At 63.1% G+C, this 15028-nt stretch carries 14 protein-coding genes; 5 read left to right on the forward strand and 9 right to left on the reverse strand.

Annotated elements, in window-relative coordinates; genetic code table 11:
• Positions 1–45 precede the first annotated feature (45 nt).
• Positions 46–378, reverse strand: a complete 333-nt coding sequence (locus tag ACJH71_RS05680) for a DUF732 domain-containing protein (RefSeq protein WP_065041259.1) — start codon at positions 376–378, stop codon at positions 46–48.
• Between the two features lie 200 nt (positions 379–578).
• On the opposite strand from ACJH71_RS05680, the gene ACJH71_RS05685 reads away from it, so the two are divergent.
• Together ACJH71_RS05685 and ACJH71_RS05690 are read left to right on the forward strand one after the other, a co-directional pair.
• A complete protein-coding gene (locus ACJH71_RS05685) occupies positions 579–1214 on the forward strand; it encodes a hypothetical protein (protein WP_406757044.1) in 636 nt (211 codons plus the stop codon).
• Complete coding sequence (locus ACJH71_RS05690) at positions 1211–1999, forward strand: enoyl-CoA hydratase/isomerase family protein (RefSeq protein ID WP_406757261.1); 789 nt, start codon at positions 1211–1213, stop codon at positions 1997–1999. Before ACJH71_RS05685 ends, ACJH71_RS05690 begins: the two co-directional genes overlap by 4 nt.
• Here the strand turns inward: ACJH71_RS05690 and ACJH71_RS05695 are convergent.
• Positions 1996–2820 carry an SDR family oxidoreductase gene (locus ACJH71_RS05695; protein ID WP_406757262.1) on the reverse strand — a complete coding sequence of 275 codons (825 nt, stop codon included), beginning with the start codon at positions 2818–2820 and terminating at the stop codon, positions 1996–1998. The two genes, ACJH71_RS05690 and ACJH71_RS05695, sit on opposite strands and share 4 nt — an antisense overlap.
• A gap of 140 nt (positions 2821–2960) precedes the next feature.
• Positions 2961–3590 (reverse strand): TetR/AcrR family transcriptional regulator, encoded by a 630-nt coding sequence (locus tag ACJH71_RS05700; RefSeq protein WP_406757045.1) that lies wholly within the window; start codon positions 3588–3590, stop codon positions 2961–2963.
• Between the two features lie 56 nt (positions 3591–3646).
• Between ACJH71_RS05700 and ACJH71_RS05705 the strand changes: the two genes are divergently transcribed.
• Positions 3647–4855, forward strand: coding sequence for an oxygenase MpaB family protein (locus tag ACJH71_RS05705; RefSeq protein WP_406757046.1), 1209 nt, complete (start codon positions 3647–3649; stop codon positions 4853–4855).
• Here the strand turns inward: ACJH71_RS05705 and ACJH71_RS05710 are convergent.
• The 6 genes from ACJH71_RS05710 to ACJH71_RS05735 all read right to left on the reverse strand — a co-directional run bounded on the left by ACJH71_RS05710 (position 4852) and on the right by ACJH71_RS05735 (position 11285).
• A complete protein-coding gene (locus tag ACJH71_RS05710) occupies positions 4852–7080 on the reverse strand; it encodes a heavy metal translocating P-type ATPase (protein ID WP_406757263.1) in 2229 nt (742 codons plus the stop codon). The genes ACJH71_RS05705 and ACJH71_RS05710 overlap by 4 nt on opposite strands.
• 82 nt (positions 7081–7162) lie before the next feature.
• The gene (locus tag ACJH71_RS05715) at positions 7163–7444 is read right to left on the reverse strand and encodes a DUF1490 family protein (RefSeq protein ID WP_406757047.1); all 282 of its coding nucleotides are present in this window, start codon (positions 7442–7444) and stop codon (positions 7163–7165) included.
• A gap of 51 nt (positions 7445–7495) precedes the next feature.
• Complete coding sequence (locus tag ACJH71_RS05720; protein WP_406757048.1) at positions 7496–7852, reverse strand: ArsR/SmtB family transcription factor; 357 nt, start codon at positions 7850–7852, stop codon at positions 7496–7498.
• Positions 7853–8443: 591 nt separating this feature from the next.
• Entirely contained in the window at positions 8444–9412 is a 969-nt protein-coding gene (locus tag ACJH71_RS05725) for an acyl-ACP desaturase (RefSeq protein WP_406757049.1), read from the reverse strand.
• A gap of 154 nt (positions 9413–9566) precedes the next feature.
• The gene (locus ACJH71_RS05730; RefSeq protein WP_406757050.1) at positions 9567–10319 is read right to left on the reverse strand and encodes a class I SAM-dependent methyltransferase; all 753 of its coding nucleotides are present in this window, start codon (positions 10317–10319) and stop codon (positions 9567–9569) included.
• A 294-nt stretch (positions 10320–10613) separates the two neighbouring features.
• Positions 10614–11285 (reverse strand): TetR/AcrR family transcriptional regulator, encoded by a 672-nt coding sequence (locus ACJH71_RS05735; RefSeq protein WP_406757051.1) that lies wholly within the window; start codon positions 11283–11285, stop codon positions 10614–10616.
• A gap of 102 nt (positions 11286–11387) precedes the next feature.
• Here ACJH71_RS05735 and ACJH71_RS05740 point away from each other — a divergent pair, with 102 nt between their 5' ends.
• Together ACJH71_RS05740 and ACJH71_RS05745 are read left to right on the forward strand one after the other, a co-directional pair.
• Complete coding sequence (locus ACJH71_RS05740) at positions 11388–11918, forward strand: hypothetical protein (RefSeq protein WP_406757052.1); 531 nt, start codon at positions 11388–11390, stop codon at positions 11916–11918.
• A 921-nt stretch (positions 11919–12839) separates the two neighbouring features.
• Positions 12840–14945, forward strand: a complete 2106-nt coding sequence (locus tag ACJH71_RS05745; RefSeq protein ID WP_406757264.1) for a P-loop NTPase fold protein — start codon at positions 12840–12842, stop codon at positions 14943–14945.
• Positions 14946–15028 lie beyond the last annotated feature (83 nt).

Raw genomic sequence — 15028 nt, forward strand, 5'->3', positions numbered from 1 at the left:
CCCTAGTCCGCATTACCGCCGGGACCAGGGGGAGAGGGCTCTCAATCAGCCTTGCTGTGCCGCACGCTCCAACACCGGCCGCTTGTCCGGGCAGTAGGTGTTGACCGAGGCGCCGAGGAACTGCCAGGCCTGCGCCTGGTTGGTCCCCTTCTGGAGGTTGGGAGTGATGAAGCGGACCGACTTGGCCGCGTCGCCGTCGACGCCCTTGTCCAACCGCTCGCAGACGATCTTGCCCAGCCAGGCGTTGTAGTCCCGCGGGCCGTAGATGCCATAGGTGTGCAGTTCTCGGGCGAAATCGGTGTCGGGGTCGGCGTGGGCGGGTGCTGCCAGGGTCACGGCCAAGCCCAAGACCGCTGCGGCGAGGGTCGTCGATTTCATGAGATGCAGTGTAGACCCATCTGCTTAGGTGGTCTTCCTTTGCAAGCGGGGGAGGCCGGCGCCAGGCCGCGCTCACCTGCGCGAATCATGCGCAATGTGGCGCCCGTCGCCCATTCAGATGTGACGAGCAAGACAATAAGGAATTTATGAGGTTTATAAATTTGTGACTATTAGCCAAATTTCTCGTATTGTGTCTCCCCGTGGGCCGACACGAGTTAGCCAGCCAGCGCAAACGATCATCGGTATTGATGGCTGCAGTCCTCGCACCAGCTGCATTGTTCTTTGCTGTGGGAGGTAGCGCCAATCCTGCGGTGCCGAAAGAATCCATTGCCGTGGTTGCTGAAGACAATTCACCAGGCGGTTTGCAGCTGGTAGCCGCACCCGTAGCGAACCCGGAAGCGGGCCCGCCCGCGCGGTTTGCCGTGGCATCACGAACGAGGGCCGTACCGCGGTTTCTGCCCGCGGGAGTCGCCCCGGAGCGGGGCCTGCAGGTTCGCACGATCCAGGCCGCTCGCAGCATCAGCGACGCCTTTCCTCAGATCATGCAGATCGGTGGCGTACGGGCCGACGCGCTGCGCTGGCACCCCAACGGGCTGGCGCTCGATGTGATGGTCCCCAACCCGGGCAGCGCCGAGGGCATCGCGCTCGGCGATTCGATCGTGGCCTACGTCATGGAGAACGCCGGCCGCTTCGGCCTGCAGGACGCCATCTGGCGCGGCGTCTACTACACGCCCGGCGGCGGGGCTCAGCGCGGCGGCTACGGCCACTACGACCACGTCCATGTCACCACCACCGGTGGCGGATATCCCAGCGGCAGCGAGGTTTACCTGCGCTGACGACCGACCTGACGGTCAGCGTCGCGGACGGCGTCGCGCTGCTCACGCTGAATCGGCCACAGGCCCGCAACGCCTACACCGCACAGATGGGGCAGCTACTGAGCCAGGCCTACCTCGACTGCGACGCTGACAACGCAGTTCGCGCGATCGTGCTGACCGGCTCCGGCGACGCCTTCTGCGCCGGAGCCGACCTGTCATCACCGACAAGTCCGTTCGATGCACCCGAGGACGAGGACGCGTTCACCGCCTCGCCGATAAGCCCGGCGGCATTTGAGTTGAACACACCCGTCATTGCTGCAGTCAATGGTCACGCAATCGGAATCGGGTTGACCATCGCTTTGCAGACCGATATCCGGATCATGGCCACAGACGCAAAATACGCTGTGCCGCAGGTCCGCCGAGGCGTCGTTCCGGACTGCATGGCGCATTGGACGCTGCCCCGACTGGCGGGCACCGCCGTCGCCGCCGACGTGCTGCTGACCGGGCGCACGTTCGACGGGCACGAGGCCGCTCAGATGGGCATTGCCAGCCGCTGCCTGCCGGCCGCGGAAGTCCTCGACCATGCGCTGACGATCGCCCGCGACATTGCCGTCAATGTGGCACCCACGTCGGCGGCGTTGAGCAAGCGGTTGCTGTGGGACACGGTGATCAACGGCTATGGCCCGCGGCAGGTCGCCGAGCTGGAAACCGAACTTCATCACCAGGTGATGGGGAGCCCCGACGCGCGCGAAGGCGTCGAGGCGTATCTCCAACGTCGCGCACCCCGCTGGAGCACAACGCCTTAGCGCGCGTCGACCCCGGCGCCCAGCGGCCGGTCGACGAAGAAGTCCATCAGCGGTTCTGGTCCACCCCCGTAGCTGGAGAAGTCCGTCACGCCGGCCTCCGCCAATACGTCGGCGTCGATGTAGCACTGACCGCTGGCCTCGGCGGCCGGGCGCCGCAGAATCTCCACGGCAGCATCCGCCATGATCTGCGGGCTGCGCGCCTTCTCCAGTAACTCGCCGCCATCGGGGGAGTTGGCCACCGCAGAGGTCGAGATGTAGGTCTCCGGCCACAGGCAGTTGCACGCGATTCCGGCGTCGGCGTATTCAGCGGCCCACCCCAGCGTCAACAACGTCATCCCGTATTTGGACAGCGTGTAGGACGGGTGCACGCCCAGCCAGTACGGGTTCATGTTGATCGGGGGAGCGATCGTCAGCACGTGCGGCGCCGCGGACTTGCGAAGGTACGGCAGGCACGCCTTGGTCAGCAGGAACGTCCCGCGCACGTTGATGTCCTGCATGAGGTCAAACTTCTTGGCGGACAAATGTTCTGACGGGTCGGTCGCGATGGAGCTGGCATTGTTGACGCAGATATCGATGCCGCCGAATCGGTCCACCGCGGCGTCGACGGCGCGCTGCACGTCCTCCTCGCTGCGCACGTCGCCCACGACTGCCAGAGCCTTACCGCCGGCTTCCTCGATCTCGGCGGCCGCGGTGTGCACGGTGCCGGGCAGGCGTGGATGCGGCTCGGCAGTCTTGGCCAGCAGTACGACGTTGGCGCCCAGTCGTGCCGCACCCAGTCCGATGGCCAGTCCGATACCGCGGCTTGCGCCGGACACCACCATGGTGCGGCCGGAGAATTCGGTGCCTGCCACCTGCTGACTCCTCGTCGTCGATGCGGGGGAGTAGCGGACCTTCCGATTGGATTCGGCCACCCCACGTCCGGCCGCAAGCGTGACAGTTCAGGGCATATTTGTAAAGCCGATCAGGCGGCCCCGGGAGCCTTGAGTGCGGCGGCCAGCATGGTCGCGGTCAGCCGGACCATCACGTCGCGATCCGCGGTGGCGGGCCGCTGCAATGCGATGCGCAGGCATGCGCTCGACGTCACGCCCATGGTCACGAACACCAGATCGTCCAACTCTGCGGGCGACAGGTCCGGGCGGGATCTGCTCGGGATCACGCTGCCCAGCGGCAGCAGGCTGCGTTCGATCTCATCCATCGCAGTGTGGTTGAGGTAGGGCGGCAGGTCGAAAGATGAGGATGTCAGCGCTGCCAGCAGGATCGGGGCGTGCTGCTCATAGGCGGTCGTCAGGGTGTCGATCACCAACAGGGCCGCTTGATCCACCTCGAGGTCGATGGCCTGTCCGACGCTGCGCACCAGCTGGAACGAGATATCGCGGGTCGCGGCATCCACCAACTCGGCGATGATGGCGGCGCGGTCCGGAAAGTACCGATAGACAGTGCCGATACTGACGTGCGCGGCGTCGGCGATGGTCTGCGTGGTCAGCGATTCCACACCGCGGCGCGCGATCAGCTGACGGGCGGTCTCGAGCAGGCGGCTGCGCATCTCGCGGGCTCGCTGCTGCTGCGGCCGCGACCGTGCCTGCGTGGGCATGGCACCCCCTATGAAAGTGAGTAGTAAGTGAGGCATTCTCATGTTTCCATATCTGTATGGCAAATGTGCCCACTACCCCCAATACCGACCTGGCCGTCGCGCGATACGGCCAAGCCGGCCGCGACTGGATCGCCGGGACGCAGATCGGCGATCCGTTGGCCGACGCCGTCGTCGCCGACTTCGCCACGTTGCCTCGCGGCGCGGGGATGGCCATGCTGCGGACCGCGGTCCAGCACGGCATCGACGCTGTCGAGTCGCCGCCGGAGTCGTTGCGGGCCTTGTTCGCCGAGGTCGACCACGAGCCCGACTGGCTCGACCACGACCGCCTGGACCGTGCTGCGGGTCATATCGTGCGCCACACCGCGTCCTACGGCATCGTCTTGGGTGCGGCCTCGTTGACGGCCGGCGCCATGAACGCCGTCGCCGGGATGCCGTTGGTGCTGACCGGTCGCTACACCAGCCAGGCGGCGGTACGGTCCATCGAGGTCGGCGCGTGGCTGGAGGAGATCCTGACTCCCGGCGGGCTGCGGCGCGACGGCGCCGGCCTGGCGACGACGTTGCGGGTCCGAATGATTCACGCGTTCGTCCGGCGTCACCTGCTGACCGACGGCGACTGGGACAGCGACGCGTGGGGTGCACCCATTCCGCAGAGCTACATGGCGTTCACCATCGTCGAGTTCGGTCGGATCGCCCTGGCGGCGATGCACCAACTGGGCGTTCGTTATACCCGAGCCGAACTCGATGACATCTACCACTTCTGGCGCTATGTGGGCCGGCTCAACGGTGTTACGGATGAACTGAACCCGGCCACCGAAGCCGATCAGATCCGCATCGCCGAGCTGTATGCGCTGACCGCGGTGGAACCCGACGACGGCGACCGTGACTTCGTCCGCGCGTTGACGCACGACTATCTGGCGCGCGAGATCGCCGAGCTGATGCCCTTCGGCGGCTCCTGGAAGCACCGGGTGGGCGTGAACATCATCAACGGCATGACCCGGGCATTTCTCGGTGATGCCGACGCCAGCCGGCTCGGCGTGGCGGACACACCGTTCAAATACCTGCCGCGGGTGATCGGCCCGGCCATCGGCGGCGTCAACGAGGTGCTTGCGCGCATTCCCGGCGTGAACGAACGGCGGACCCGACGCGCCTTGGCCAACTATCCGCGCCTGATGGCCGAGCAACGGCAGCGCTACGGGGTGCACCACGACTTGGTGGATGCCGCGCCGGACAGTGGTGGCCATCCGGCGGCGGTGCACGCCGTCTAGGGAAGCGTGCCCAGCGCGGCGGGACTAATGCGTCCGGCACGCACACCATTGGCAATGACGACCACTTCAGCAAGTTCGTGAACCACTACCACCGCGGTCAGCCCGAGAGTCCCGAAGACTGCTAGCGGCATCAGCACCGTGATGATGCCCAGCGACAGACCGACGTTTTGCAGCATGATCTGCCGGGAGCGACGGGCATGGCGCAGTGCGTGGGGGAGATGGCGCAGGTCTTGGCCCATCAGGGCAACATCGGCGGTCTCAATCGCGACGTCGGTTCCCATGGCGCCCATCGCGATTCCCAGGTCCGCGGCGGCCAGGGCCGGAGCGTCGTTGACGCCGTCACCGACCATCGCCGTCGGGCGGTCGGCGCGCATTTGTGCGATCAAGCGGGCTTTGTCTTCGGGTCGCAGTTCGGCGAAAACGTACCCAATTCCGGCTTGATCAGCCAGCGCCGCGGCAGTGGCGTGGTTGTCACCGGTGAGCATCGATACCCGGTAGCCGCCGTCGTGTAGCGCGGAGATGACCTCGGCGGCCTCAGGGCGCAGTTCGTCGCGCACAGCGATAGCACCCAGTAACTGATCGTCACGTTCGACCAGAACCGCGGTGGCCCCGCCCTTTTGCATACGTGCCACCCGTTCTCCGAGCTCGCCCGCCTCGAGCCAGCCGGGCCGGCCTAGGCGAACGGCGTGGCCATCCAGAGTGCCGGTCAGCCCGGCCCCAGGGAAAGCCTGCACATCGCTGGCGACGGGCCCGCCCGGTTCCGACGCAGCGAGAATCGCTGCCGCCAGCGGATGCTCACTGCGCGCTTCCAGTGCAGCGGCGACCACGAGCACGTCGCCTTGGGAAACGCCGTTGGCGGTGGCAACTTCGATGACCGCGGGCCGGTTCGCTGTCAAGGTCCCGGTCTTGTCCAGGGCAATCCCGCCGATGGTGCCGAGGGCTTCGAGCGCGGCTCCGCCCTTGATCAGGACACCGATCTTGGCTGCCGCGCCGATAGCCGCCACCACGGTCACCGGTACCGCGATGGCGAGCGCACAGGGCGAGGCCGCCACCAGCACAACCAGTGCGCGCTCGATCCATACCGCCGGGCTGCCCAGGATGCTGCCTACACCGGCGATCAGCGCTCCACCAATCATGATGCTGGGCACCAAGGGTCGCGCAATGCGGTCGGCCAGCCGCTGACTCGCGCCCTTGCGGGCTTGCTCGGCTTCCACGATATGCACGATGCGGGCCAGTGAGTTGTTGTCGGCAGTCGCGGTGACCTGAATCTGCAAGACGCCGGTGCCGTTGATCGATCCGGCAAACACCTCGTCGCCACGGCCGGCCTCGACCGGAACGGACTCGCCGGTAATCGCGGACATGTCGAGCGCAGTGCGGCCGGCAACGATGATGCCGTCTGTGGCCAGTCGCTCGCCGGGTTTGACGATCATCAGATCACCGACACGAAGCTCATGTGCGGCCACCACCGTTTCAGTGCCGGAGCGCACGACGGTAGCCTGCTCCGGGACCAGCGAGAGCAGAGCGCGCAGGCCGCGGCGGGTACGAGCCACCGCGTATTCTTCCAAACCCTCGCTGATCGAGAACAGGAACGCCAGCGCCGCGGCCTCGCCGACCTGCCCCAGTCCGACTGCCCCGGCCGCGGCGATGGTCATCAGCGAGCCCACGCCGATACGGCCCTGCGCCAGGTGCTTGAGGCTGGAAGGCACAAATGTCGAGGCCCCTACTGCCAGCGCGGTGACTTTGAGCCCGAAGGCAATCGGGCCCAGGGGAGTGACCCAGGCGCTGATCGCCGAGGCTGTCAGCAGCGCTCCCGACAGCGCTGCCCGCCGCACCTTCACGACGTCCCAAAGCCGGTGCGGTTCGGGTCCATTGGCGTCGTGATCACAACAGCCGTCGTTCACCAGCTGCCTGGGTGACGCGTCGCTGCCAGCGCCTGACCGGATCCGGGCGCTCCAGTCAATAACCCGCTGCCCAAGACTGCCCTCGCGCCTTTCGGTCCAATGCGGGGCCCGAGCGGGCACAGCTGCTACCGGGGTTCGCTGGGCGGTGGCGATGGCCGACAGTATTGCTGGGCGGTCGCATTGCTCGACTGAATACCAGATCACCACCGATGCGGTGCGTGGATAGGCATGCACCGCACGTACCCCAGGCACTTGAGACACCGCGTCCTCAATCGCCACAGCCGTCAGGGGGCCATTGCGAAAGCTGCTGGCCTGAACTCGCATTCGGCCGGCGGCAGCAGAGATGACGACCGGTGCGTGTTCTCGATCGGCGCAGATAGCTGCGGTCACCCTTAGCCCTTTCAGTTCAGCAGCAGTCGTCGCTTTCAGTGGTGGCGACCGGCAGCGGAACTTCTTCACCGAGGCGGTCACGCGCTTCTGCGACCACATCAGCGACTCTCAGCCGAGCCGCCTCGGCCGCCACCTCGGCTCGTCGGGTGCCACGCAGCCCCCACTCCGTGGCGGTTACCGCGGCGCGGTGAACCGGAGCCGCACCCGCCGCCCTGCGTAGCAATTCAAAGGCGCTCACCCCGACCAGACCGGTGACCACCGTTTCGGCCGCTTTGACCAAAAATGCCTGCGGAACCACTGCGACATCTCCTCATTGTTGTTTTATGCCAAGACAGCTCGGAGCGTCTGGCTATGTTTCAGCCGCTACGTCGACTGCCCTGGAGGTCAGGCAGTCGTCGATGCAGGGTTCGTCGGTGTCGACCGCCAGAACCACCTGGACCAGCTCACCCAACGCGCGTGCCAGATGCGGGTCCGCCAACCCGTAGCGAACTTGGCGACCTTCATACGTTGCGATCACCAGACCGCATCCGCGCAGACACGACAGGTGGTTGGAGACGTTCGACCGCGTCAGCCCCAGATGCGATGCCAGCTGCCCGGGATAGGCGACACCGTCCAGGAGAGCCACCAGGATTCGGCATCGCGTTGGATCAGCCAGCGCTCGACCGAGCCGCGCAAGGGCCGACTCTCGCATCTCACACGTCAGCATTTGCTGAACAGTACAGTAGTTGCTGACCTATTATCAACAGCTGGCCGATTCGGCGAATCCCGCAAGCGGTCTCAGGGGGCACCGCCGGTGCATCACTTCATCACAGCGACATACTGTTTCGCGCCTGTGATTGCGAGACCGCCGGAAGGGGTAGTGCTAGTAGATCGACACCCAGCCTGAGGGTCTGGGCACTTCCGAAGGAGGGACCGATGAACGTGTTCCTACGCCGCATGACATGCGCCGTCGCGATTGCCTTGGCGCCCATGTCGTACGTGGCAGCAGTATCGCCTGGCGTGGCCGTGGCTCAGCCCCCTGATTGCGGCCCAGGTAACTGGTGGAACCCGGGCGCCAATGCGTGCCAACCCACCGCACCGCCGAACTGCGGCCCCGGTAACTGGTGGAATCCGGCAGTCAATGCGTGCCAGCCGGTAGCGCCGCCACCGCCCGGCTAGCGGCGGGTCAAGCGGCCATGGCGGTCAGCTGCCCCCAGCGGTGGCCGCCATGGCTCGATAGCGTTGTCGCACACTTCGAAAGCGACTCTCACTCTCACTGTATGGCCAACAGGGCCGCAACGGCCCTAGACGCCGGGGCCTAACCGGCTTTCGCTTCCTGGTTGCGGGCGTCCCGGGCCAGACGACGGTCGCGTTGTTCCTCGAACCTGATCACCTGGCGCTCAAGACTTTCGAGGTACTTTGCAAGCTGTTCCCGGCGTTGTTCTCCGCGCGAAGTGAAGTCATCGCGCTCGAAGATCCGCCACTTACGCAAATTCGGCCGCACGACTTCGTCCAGATGCTGCCGCGGGTCGTAGATCCCGTGTTTAGCCATCAACACCCCGTTGCGCCGAAAGTTCGGCATGCCCTGGCCGGGCATCCGGAAATTCTCCACGACGTCGGCGACCGCTTCCAGTGCTTGATCAGGAACCAGATCCAATGCTGCACCGCACATGTTGCGGTAGAAGATCATGTGCAGGTTCTCGTCGGCAGCAACGCGCTGCAGCATCCGGTCGGCAACCGGGTCATTGCACACCTTGCCGGTGTTTCGGTGACTGATACGCGTGGCCAATTCCTGAAAGGTCACATAGGCGACCGACAGCAGGAAGTCGGTCTTGTGTTGCGACTCCTCCTCAGCGGTGGCTCCGAAGCCGTTGCTCACGTGCTGCATTCGTGCTTGTTCCAGCGCCACCGGGTCGACTCCGCGGGTCACCAGGAGATAGTCGCGGATCACGATGCCATGGCGGTTTTCCTCGGCGGTCCACCGGCCCACCCACGCCGCCCAGGCGCCATCATGGGAAAAATACTTGGCCGCCTGACGATGGTAGGACGGCAAATTGTCCTCGGTAAGCAGGTTAGTGATCATCGCCGCCTTCGCGACATCACTGAGTTGCGACTGCTCCGGTGACCAGTCGAGGCCGCCGATCCGCGCGAAATCACGGCCACGGTCCCAGGGCACATAGTCATGGGGATTCCACTCGGCCGCCACCAACTCGTGCCTATTTACATTGGTTGCCGCAACTGGCTCCAACTCGCGCAGTATCTCCAGATCGGTCAACTGCCTCGGCATCGCATCCCCTTCTACGGCTCTCGGGATGGCCCCCCCAGCCCGACGAACCATACCCCGCCCGGACACTGCAAGCCGACGCCGACAGACCAGTTGGGCGAAATCACAGGCAGAACATCAGTGGGACACAGAGTCGCGCCAATACATCACGTGCATGTTATTCGGCGACGTCGACAACCAGGAGTCGGTATCCAAGGTCACGTTGTGTCGATCGGAGCAGCTCGGCGTGTCGCCGCTGCCATGCGCCAGTTGCGATATCAGCGCGCAGGCGGGACAAGCCTTCCTCCAGTTGACTTTTCGACGTCAGCGTGAACAACGACATTCCGTTCCGCACGGCAGCATCGAGGTACAACTCCGGGCGGCACCAGTAGGCCCCTCCGAACCCGTCCCGACAGTCGTGCGGCACAGGTACGGGCACCACTGAGACTCGTTCCCCGCCAAGGCGTTCGATCAACATGTCCATAGGGACAGCCAGCCGGGCATCGGTCTCCGCGGCAGCCGGAAGATAGTCGCGCAACAGCCAGAACTGACCAAAAATGACATGATCCCAGGTGAATACGACTACGCGTCGACGCGCGATACGAATCATCTCAGCCAGGCCGGCCGCGAGGTCGGTCCAGTGATGAACCGTCAGCAGAGCCATCGCGGCATCGACGGCACCCGTCCTGATAGGCAGGTTTTCAGCGGCTGCCTGAACCGCCGGAGCGCCAAACGAGGGCCTTTGGTTGATCATCACCCGGCTGGGTTCGACGGCCACAACGGTGGATGCCGTCTCGTAGGACCCAGTGCCGGCACCGATGTTCGCCACCGATGCCGCGCCACGCAGAGCCTCGTCGATGACTGCCGCAATACGGGGATCGGCGACACGGGTCACCGAGTAGGCGGCTCCAGTTCGGTCGTAAGTGCTCATGCCATGCCCAACTCGTCAACGTCGGTAGGCCAATCAGAGTAGGCCAGCGCGTGCTCGAGCGGCCCCTCATCCGGTGTCCATTCTCATCCGGCCTGGCGTAGCCGCAGCCCGCTCAAACGGCTGGAGTCACCCGACGTCGTCGAATCGCTGGCCGGAAGGGGGATCGTCTCAATTCGTCACCCTGACGTATCTATTGGATGGCGAGAGGGGAGTAGCGAAGAGCGCAGCGCTTCTGCCCACAGCTGATTCTCCACTTGGAGAACCGATTTCGGATCGATTTCCGTTTGGGACATCTCACCCGGTGCTGCCGGTCAGGTAGCTGCAGAGCATCACGACAATCGCGTCTTCGGTCACGTCTGCGGCAACCGGCGTGGGTGTCGCGATAAGTCGGTGGACGAGCGATTCGATGGTCGCGACGATGATCTGTGCGGCGGTCGCGGAATCGCTGACATTCACTTCTGGGTACTGAGCCAGTAGCTTTGCGGTCGACGCAACTGCCATGCGTTCGAGTTGATGTAGGTGGTTGAGGAATTCGGGGGATCGCGGAGCTTCTTCGAAGAGCACACGATGCAGCCCAGGGTCTTCGCGATGGTTGTCGATCGCCGATCGGACGAAGATTCGGAGCGTGTCCTCAAGGCGGTCGGGCAGACCATCGGCGGTACGTCGGACCAACAGCGCCATACCGGCCTCGACGTGCTGGTCCATCAGGGCCCGCAGGATCGCATCCTTGTTAGGGAAGTACTGATACAGCGAGCCGATGGACAGCTCCGCATATTCAGCGATGCGGTTCGTGCTCGCCGAATACCCCCGCTCGGAGAAAACTTGAGCGGCAGCATCGAGCACCCGTTGCCGAGTCTCCTTGGCACGGTCCTGTTTCGGCTGCTTACGGGGGCGATACCGGTCTGGTGGAGCGATTGCTGAACTCCTGCCGAAATGCGAGTAGTCAAACCAAGGAATTCCCCTCATATTGAGGTGATCCTAACAACGGCGAGGGTTGCTCAAGCGTCTACAACAGCCCTGTGTGCATCCCAGATCAAACCAGCCAACCAAGCCAATCAAGGGAACGACATGAGATCGGTCCGTACCGATGAACAGGTAATCCGCAAAGCCAGCGTGATCGACGCTCCGATTGACTCGGTGTGGCGGCGGATCACCTCGCAAGACGGGATCAACGACGAGATGGGTCCGTATCTCAAGATGACCATGCCGCGCAGCTTCCGCGGCAGGTCCATAGGCGACGTGACACCTGGCACCCGGATCGGCAAAAGCTACCTGTTGCTCTTCGGGGTCATCCCGGTCGGTTTCGACGACATCACCATCGCCAAGATCGAGCCGGGCCGGATGTTCCGCGAAGAGTCCCGAATGACGGGGATGCGCATCTGGGTTCATCACCGCACCTTGGAACCCACGAACGGTACCGCTGGTGAGCAGACCCTCGTCACCGACGAGATCACGGTAGCCCCGCGGGCGCTGCTTGGACTCATCCCTGGAGCCAGGACACTGGTGAGCACCATCCTTGGGCACTTCTTCGCTCATCGTCACCGGCGGCTGGCGCGGACGATGCGTACCCTTAGTGGCACTATGCCACCTCAGAGCTGATTCGCCACTCCGAGAAGCGATTTCGCGTCGACAGGCCCATCCGGGCGTGCGCAGTCATTTCGTCACTGTGACGTATTGCCTTTGCGCAGTGTGAGGTGAGGCAGGGGCGACTCGGGGTCAGTCACGGCCGGCGCCGCGCCGTGAATAGCGGCGAGCGTACCGGAGGCGACGACGTACCTGCACGGGATCCTTGCCGGCGCGGCCGGCGCCGCGAACGCCTGCGCGGTTTGCACACCGGGCAACCGCGCCAGGACCGAGACGGGTGATGGTTGGTGATGGTGCCACTCCGGGGGCCGACTCCGCATACCAGGCGAAGGAAACGTTGATACAGATCCGGCCCGGCCCACTTCCAGCAGGTATCGCTAACGCCGATAACGTACATTATGTCAGATAGTAACTTGGCTATTCGCATGGGATGCGAGTACGCCCACTCCTGATACTGCCCGCCATAACGCGAAATCAACTGCACGCAAGGACCATTCGATGCGTTGCGCTTCCCGACAGTCATGCCGCGGCCCGGTTACGCCATGCAGCACTGCGGAGTCGGCCTGACCTGCGCATTTGGTTGACGTTATTGCAGGATCCGCAGTTGGAATGCAGGATCAGCACTCAAGGAGGCTTGTGTGGACCTAGTCAAATATTGCTGGGCTGAGTTCGCCGTGCGTTCGAACAATTCAACGAAGAGGCAGGGAGATTAGAATCAGGTTTTGGAGAAGTAGGCCGGTCCCGTCAGTCAGCGACGCCCCTGAGCAAGATCCACAAATCGAACATGCGGTTCCTGCGGGCCCAACGCTCGACTGTGATAGGCACGTCGCCCCCGAGGGCGTTGCCCCACGCAGCTTCGACCCAAGGGCCAACACCGATGCTGAAATCCGTTGGCTCGGCGAGGACAGACTCGACAGGGCGGACTTCTCAATACGTATCGCGAACAGGATCGCTGCGGCTGGCGACCGAAACAGCATCGTCTACGGATTGGCCGGCCCGTGGGGCGGCGGTAAGTCGTCGGTATTGAACATGATCGTCGAGGCGCTAACACTGACACACAAGGATGCCTGGAACGTCGTACGGTTCACTCCCTGGTCTGCCGCCGACTCAGTTGCCATCACAGACGAGTTCTACAGAGCGATCGCCGAAGCGATGCCGAAGACAACCAAAGAAGGGCAGAAAGCGCGACTCCTGCTTGCTGCGGCGCCGGTGGCCGCAGCGGCAGGTAAAGCGGCCTTGACGTCCCTTATCGAGAGCAAACTTGGCGAAGGCGCCGTCGGCGACACGGTTAAGGCAGGCGCCGAGGCATTCGCGGACAAGGTTGGTGCGATTCAAGGACCAGATCCAGATCCGTTCGTCCTTCGCTTCGAGAAGATGTCGAACGCAATCGAGGCGGTCGGCATCAAGGTTCTCGTAATCGTCGACGATATAGATCGACTCGACACCACGGAATTACTAAGTGTCATGCGAGCCGTCAGATTGCTTGGGCGATTCAAAAACGTCCACTATCTCTTGTCCTACGACGAAAACACCGTTATAGAGGTCCTCAAGCAGACAGAACTAGCTAGTAACAGCAGCAGGCGCGCGCGCCACTATCTCGAAAAAATTGTGCAATATCCGTTCGTCCTGCCGCCTCTCGATCCGGCTTATCTGGAATCTGAACTGTTCGAAGCACTTCAAGAGGTTGCGACTGTGCAGCAGGTACAACTGCGGCAAGACGCACAAAATCAGCCTGGTTCCATCTCCAGAATCATCCAAGCCCTTCCGTTGTCCGACCCACGCCAACTAACTTTGCGAGCGATATACAGATACGCAAGTCAGGTCGATATACTTCTTACCCTGGTCGGGAGCAGCGAGATCGATTTCGAAGATGCCGCGCTAATCACCTTTCTCCGTTTGCGATACCAATCAGTTTACGACGAGGTCCCCCAGTGGCGATCCGAACTAACTGGGACGCCGGTCATCAGCTTCAACAGCCGCGAGCCAACTCGCGACCAGTGGTTGGTGCGCATCGCTGCAGTTGTTGATGAGGAGATCGAAGACGAAGCAGAGCGGAACGCAGCCGCTGAACTAATCGCGAGACTGCTGGCCGCTATGTTCCCACGCTTACAACACCTGGGAGGCCGTGAACAAGGCATTCGCAAGCACAAGATCAGCGATGCCGACTACTTCAACCGTTACTTCGCATACCGGATTCCTGCGAATGACGTGTCAGATTCAAGGATTCGCCGGGAACTTGCAGTCCTGCTTTCAACGGGAGTCCTACCGGACGACTCGATCATCGCAGCGAACGTCGATAGCTTCTTAGGGCGCGGTTTAGTACGCCGCAAGATGCTGCACCACTTGGAACTAGTCAAAGAGGCCACCTTTGAACGCGCCATAGCTGCTGCCCATCACTTGATGGGCATCCTCGATCCCAGCGACCTCGACCGTGGAGGATGGGCCGCATTTATCTATCCCCTGCTAGCGCAAGCGATAGTGGAGGCAGGCTCCGACGAGAACGCTCGGCTTGTCGTCGACGACTTCGTCGAACGATACGGTGTCCTAACGACCGCCAATGTGCTTGTTTGTCAGCGCAAAGGACCCATGGACGATTCGCCGCAGGAAAGAATCGGCATCGCAAGCTCTGGCCTCCGGGACAACATCGTTCGGGTATGCGAGTTAGACCTGAGCACCGATGTAAAAAGTGTTGATCCTGATGCTTTGACGTTGTTGCACTTCCTCTTCTATCTCGACCTCGACCTCTTGCATCGGATCAGAGAGTTCGCCAAGCAGCTGATCGCAGCGGGCCAAGCGAAACCGTACGAGCTTGCCGGACGATTTGTGCAGATAAGGGTGTGGCCAGATGGCTCGAACGAGCATGCGGAGTACTGGAAGTTCTTTGAAGAAATAGTCCCTATGAGTGACTGGGAGATTGAGTCGATACCGCCTTACTCACACGACAACGTGGTTGATGGTGACACTTCGCTGGAAAATAGAATCCGGCTCGCTGCCGTACTGATGAAAGAAATATTGTCGGGCTCTGAGGACGGTTCCGGCTGAGCACAAGTTGCGGCCGTACCGCCTGAAATCGACCAGATGCCGTGTTGCTGGGGTGTGCGCCACCTTCGCTACCCGTCGCCTAT

It is taken from the genome of Mycobacterium sp. SMC-15, assembly GCF_045310925.1.
Classification (GTDB): domain Bacteria; phylum Actinomycetota; class Actinomycetes; order Mycobacteriales; family Mycobacteriaceae; genus Mycobacterium.

Bases quoted from the DNA above. Each gene is read 5' to 3' on its own strand.
- ACJH71_RS05680 (WP_065041259.1), bottom strand. From the start codon at position 378: ATGAAATCGACGACCCTCGCCGCAGCGGTCTTGGGCTTGGCCGTGACC.
- ACJH71_RS05695 (WP_406757262.1), bottom strand. From the start codon at position 2,820: ATGGTGGTGTCCGGCGCAAGCCGCGGTATCGGACTGGCCATCGGACTG.
- ACJH71_RS05700 (WP_406757045.1), bottom strand. From the start codon at position 3,590: ATGCCCACGCAGGCACGGTCGCGGCCGCAGCAGCAGCGAGCCCGCGAG.
- ACJH71_RS05705 (WP_406757046.1), top strand. From the start codon at position 3,647: ATGGCAAATGTGCCCACTACCCCCAATACCGACCTGGCCGTCGCGCGA.
- ACJH71_RS05710 (WP_406757263.1), bottom strand. From the start codon at position 7,080: ATGCGAGTTCAGGCCAGCAGCTTTCGCAATGGCCCCCTGACGGCTGTG.
- ACJH71_RS05720 (WP_406757048.1), bottom strand. From the start codon at position 7,852: ATGCTGACGTGTGAGATGCGAGAGTCGGCCCTTGCGCGGCTCGGTCGA.
- ACJH71_RS05725 (WP_406757049.1), bottom strand. From the start codon at position 9,412: ATGCCGAGGCAGTTGACCGATCTGGAGATACTGCGCGAGTTGGAGCCA.
- ACJH71_RS05730 (WP_406757050.1), bottom strand. From the start codon at position 10,319: ATGAGCACTTACGACCGAACTGGAGCCGCCTACTCGGTGACCCGTGTC.
- ACJH71_RS05735 (WP_406757051.1), bottom strand. From the start codon at position 11,285: ATGAGGGGAATTCCTTGGTTTGACTACTCGCATTTCGGCAGGAGTTCA.
- ACJH71_RS05740 (WP_406757052.1), top strand. From the start codon at position 11,388: ATGAGATCGGTCCGTACCGATGAACAGGTAATCCGCAAAGCCAGCGTG.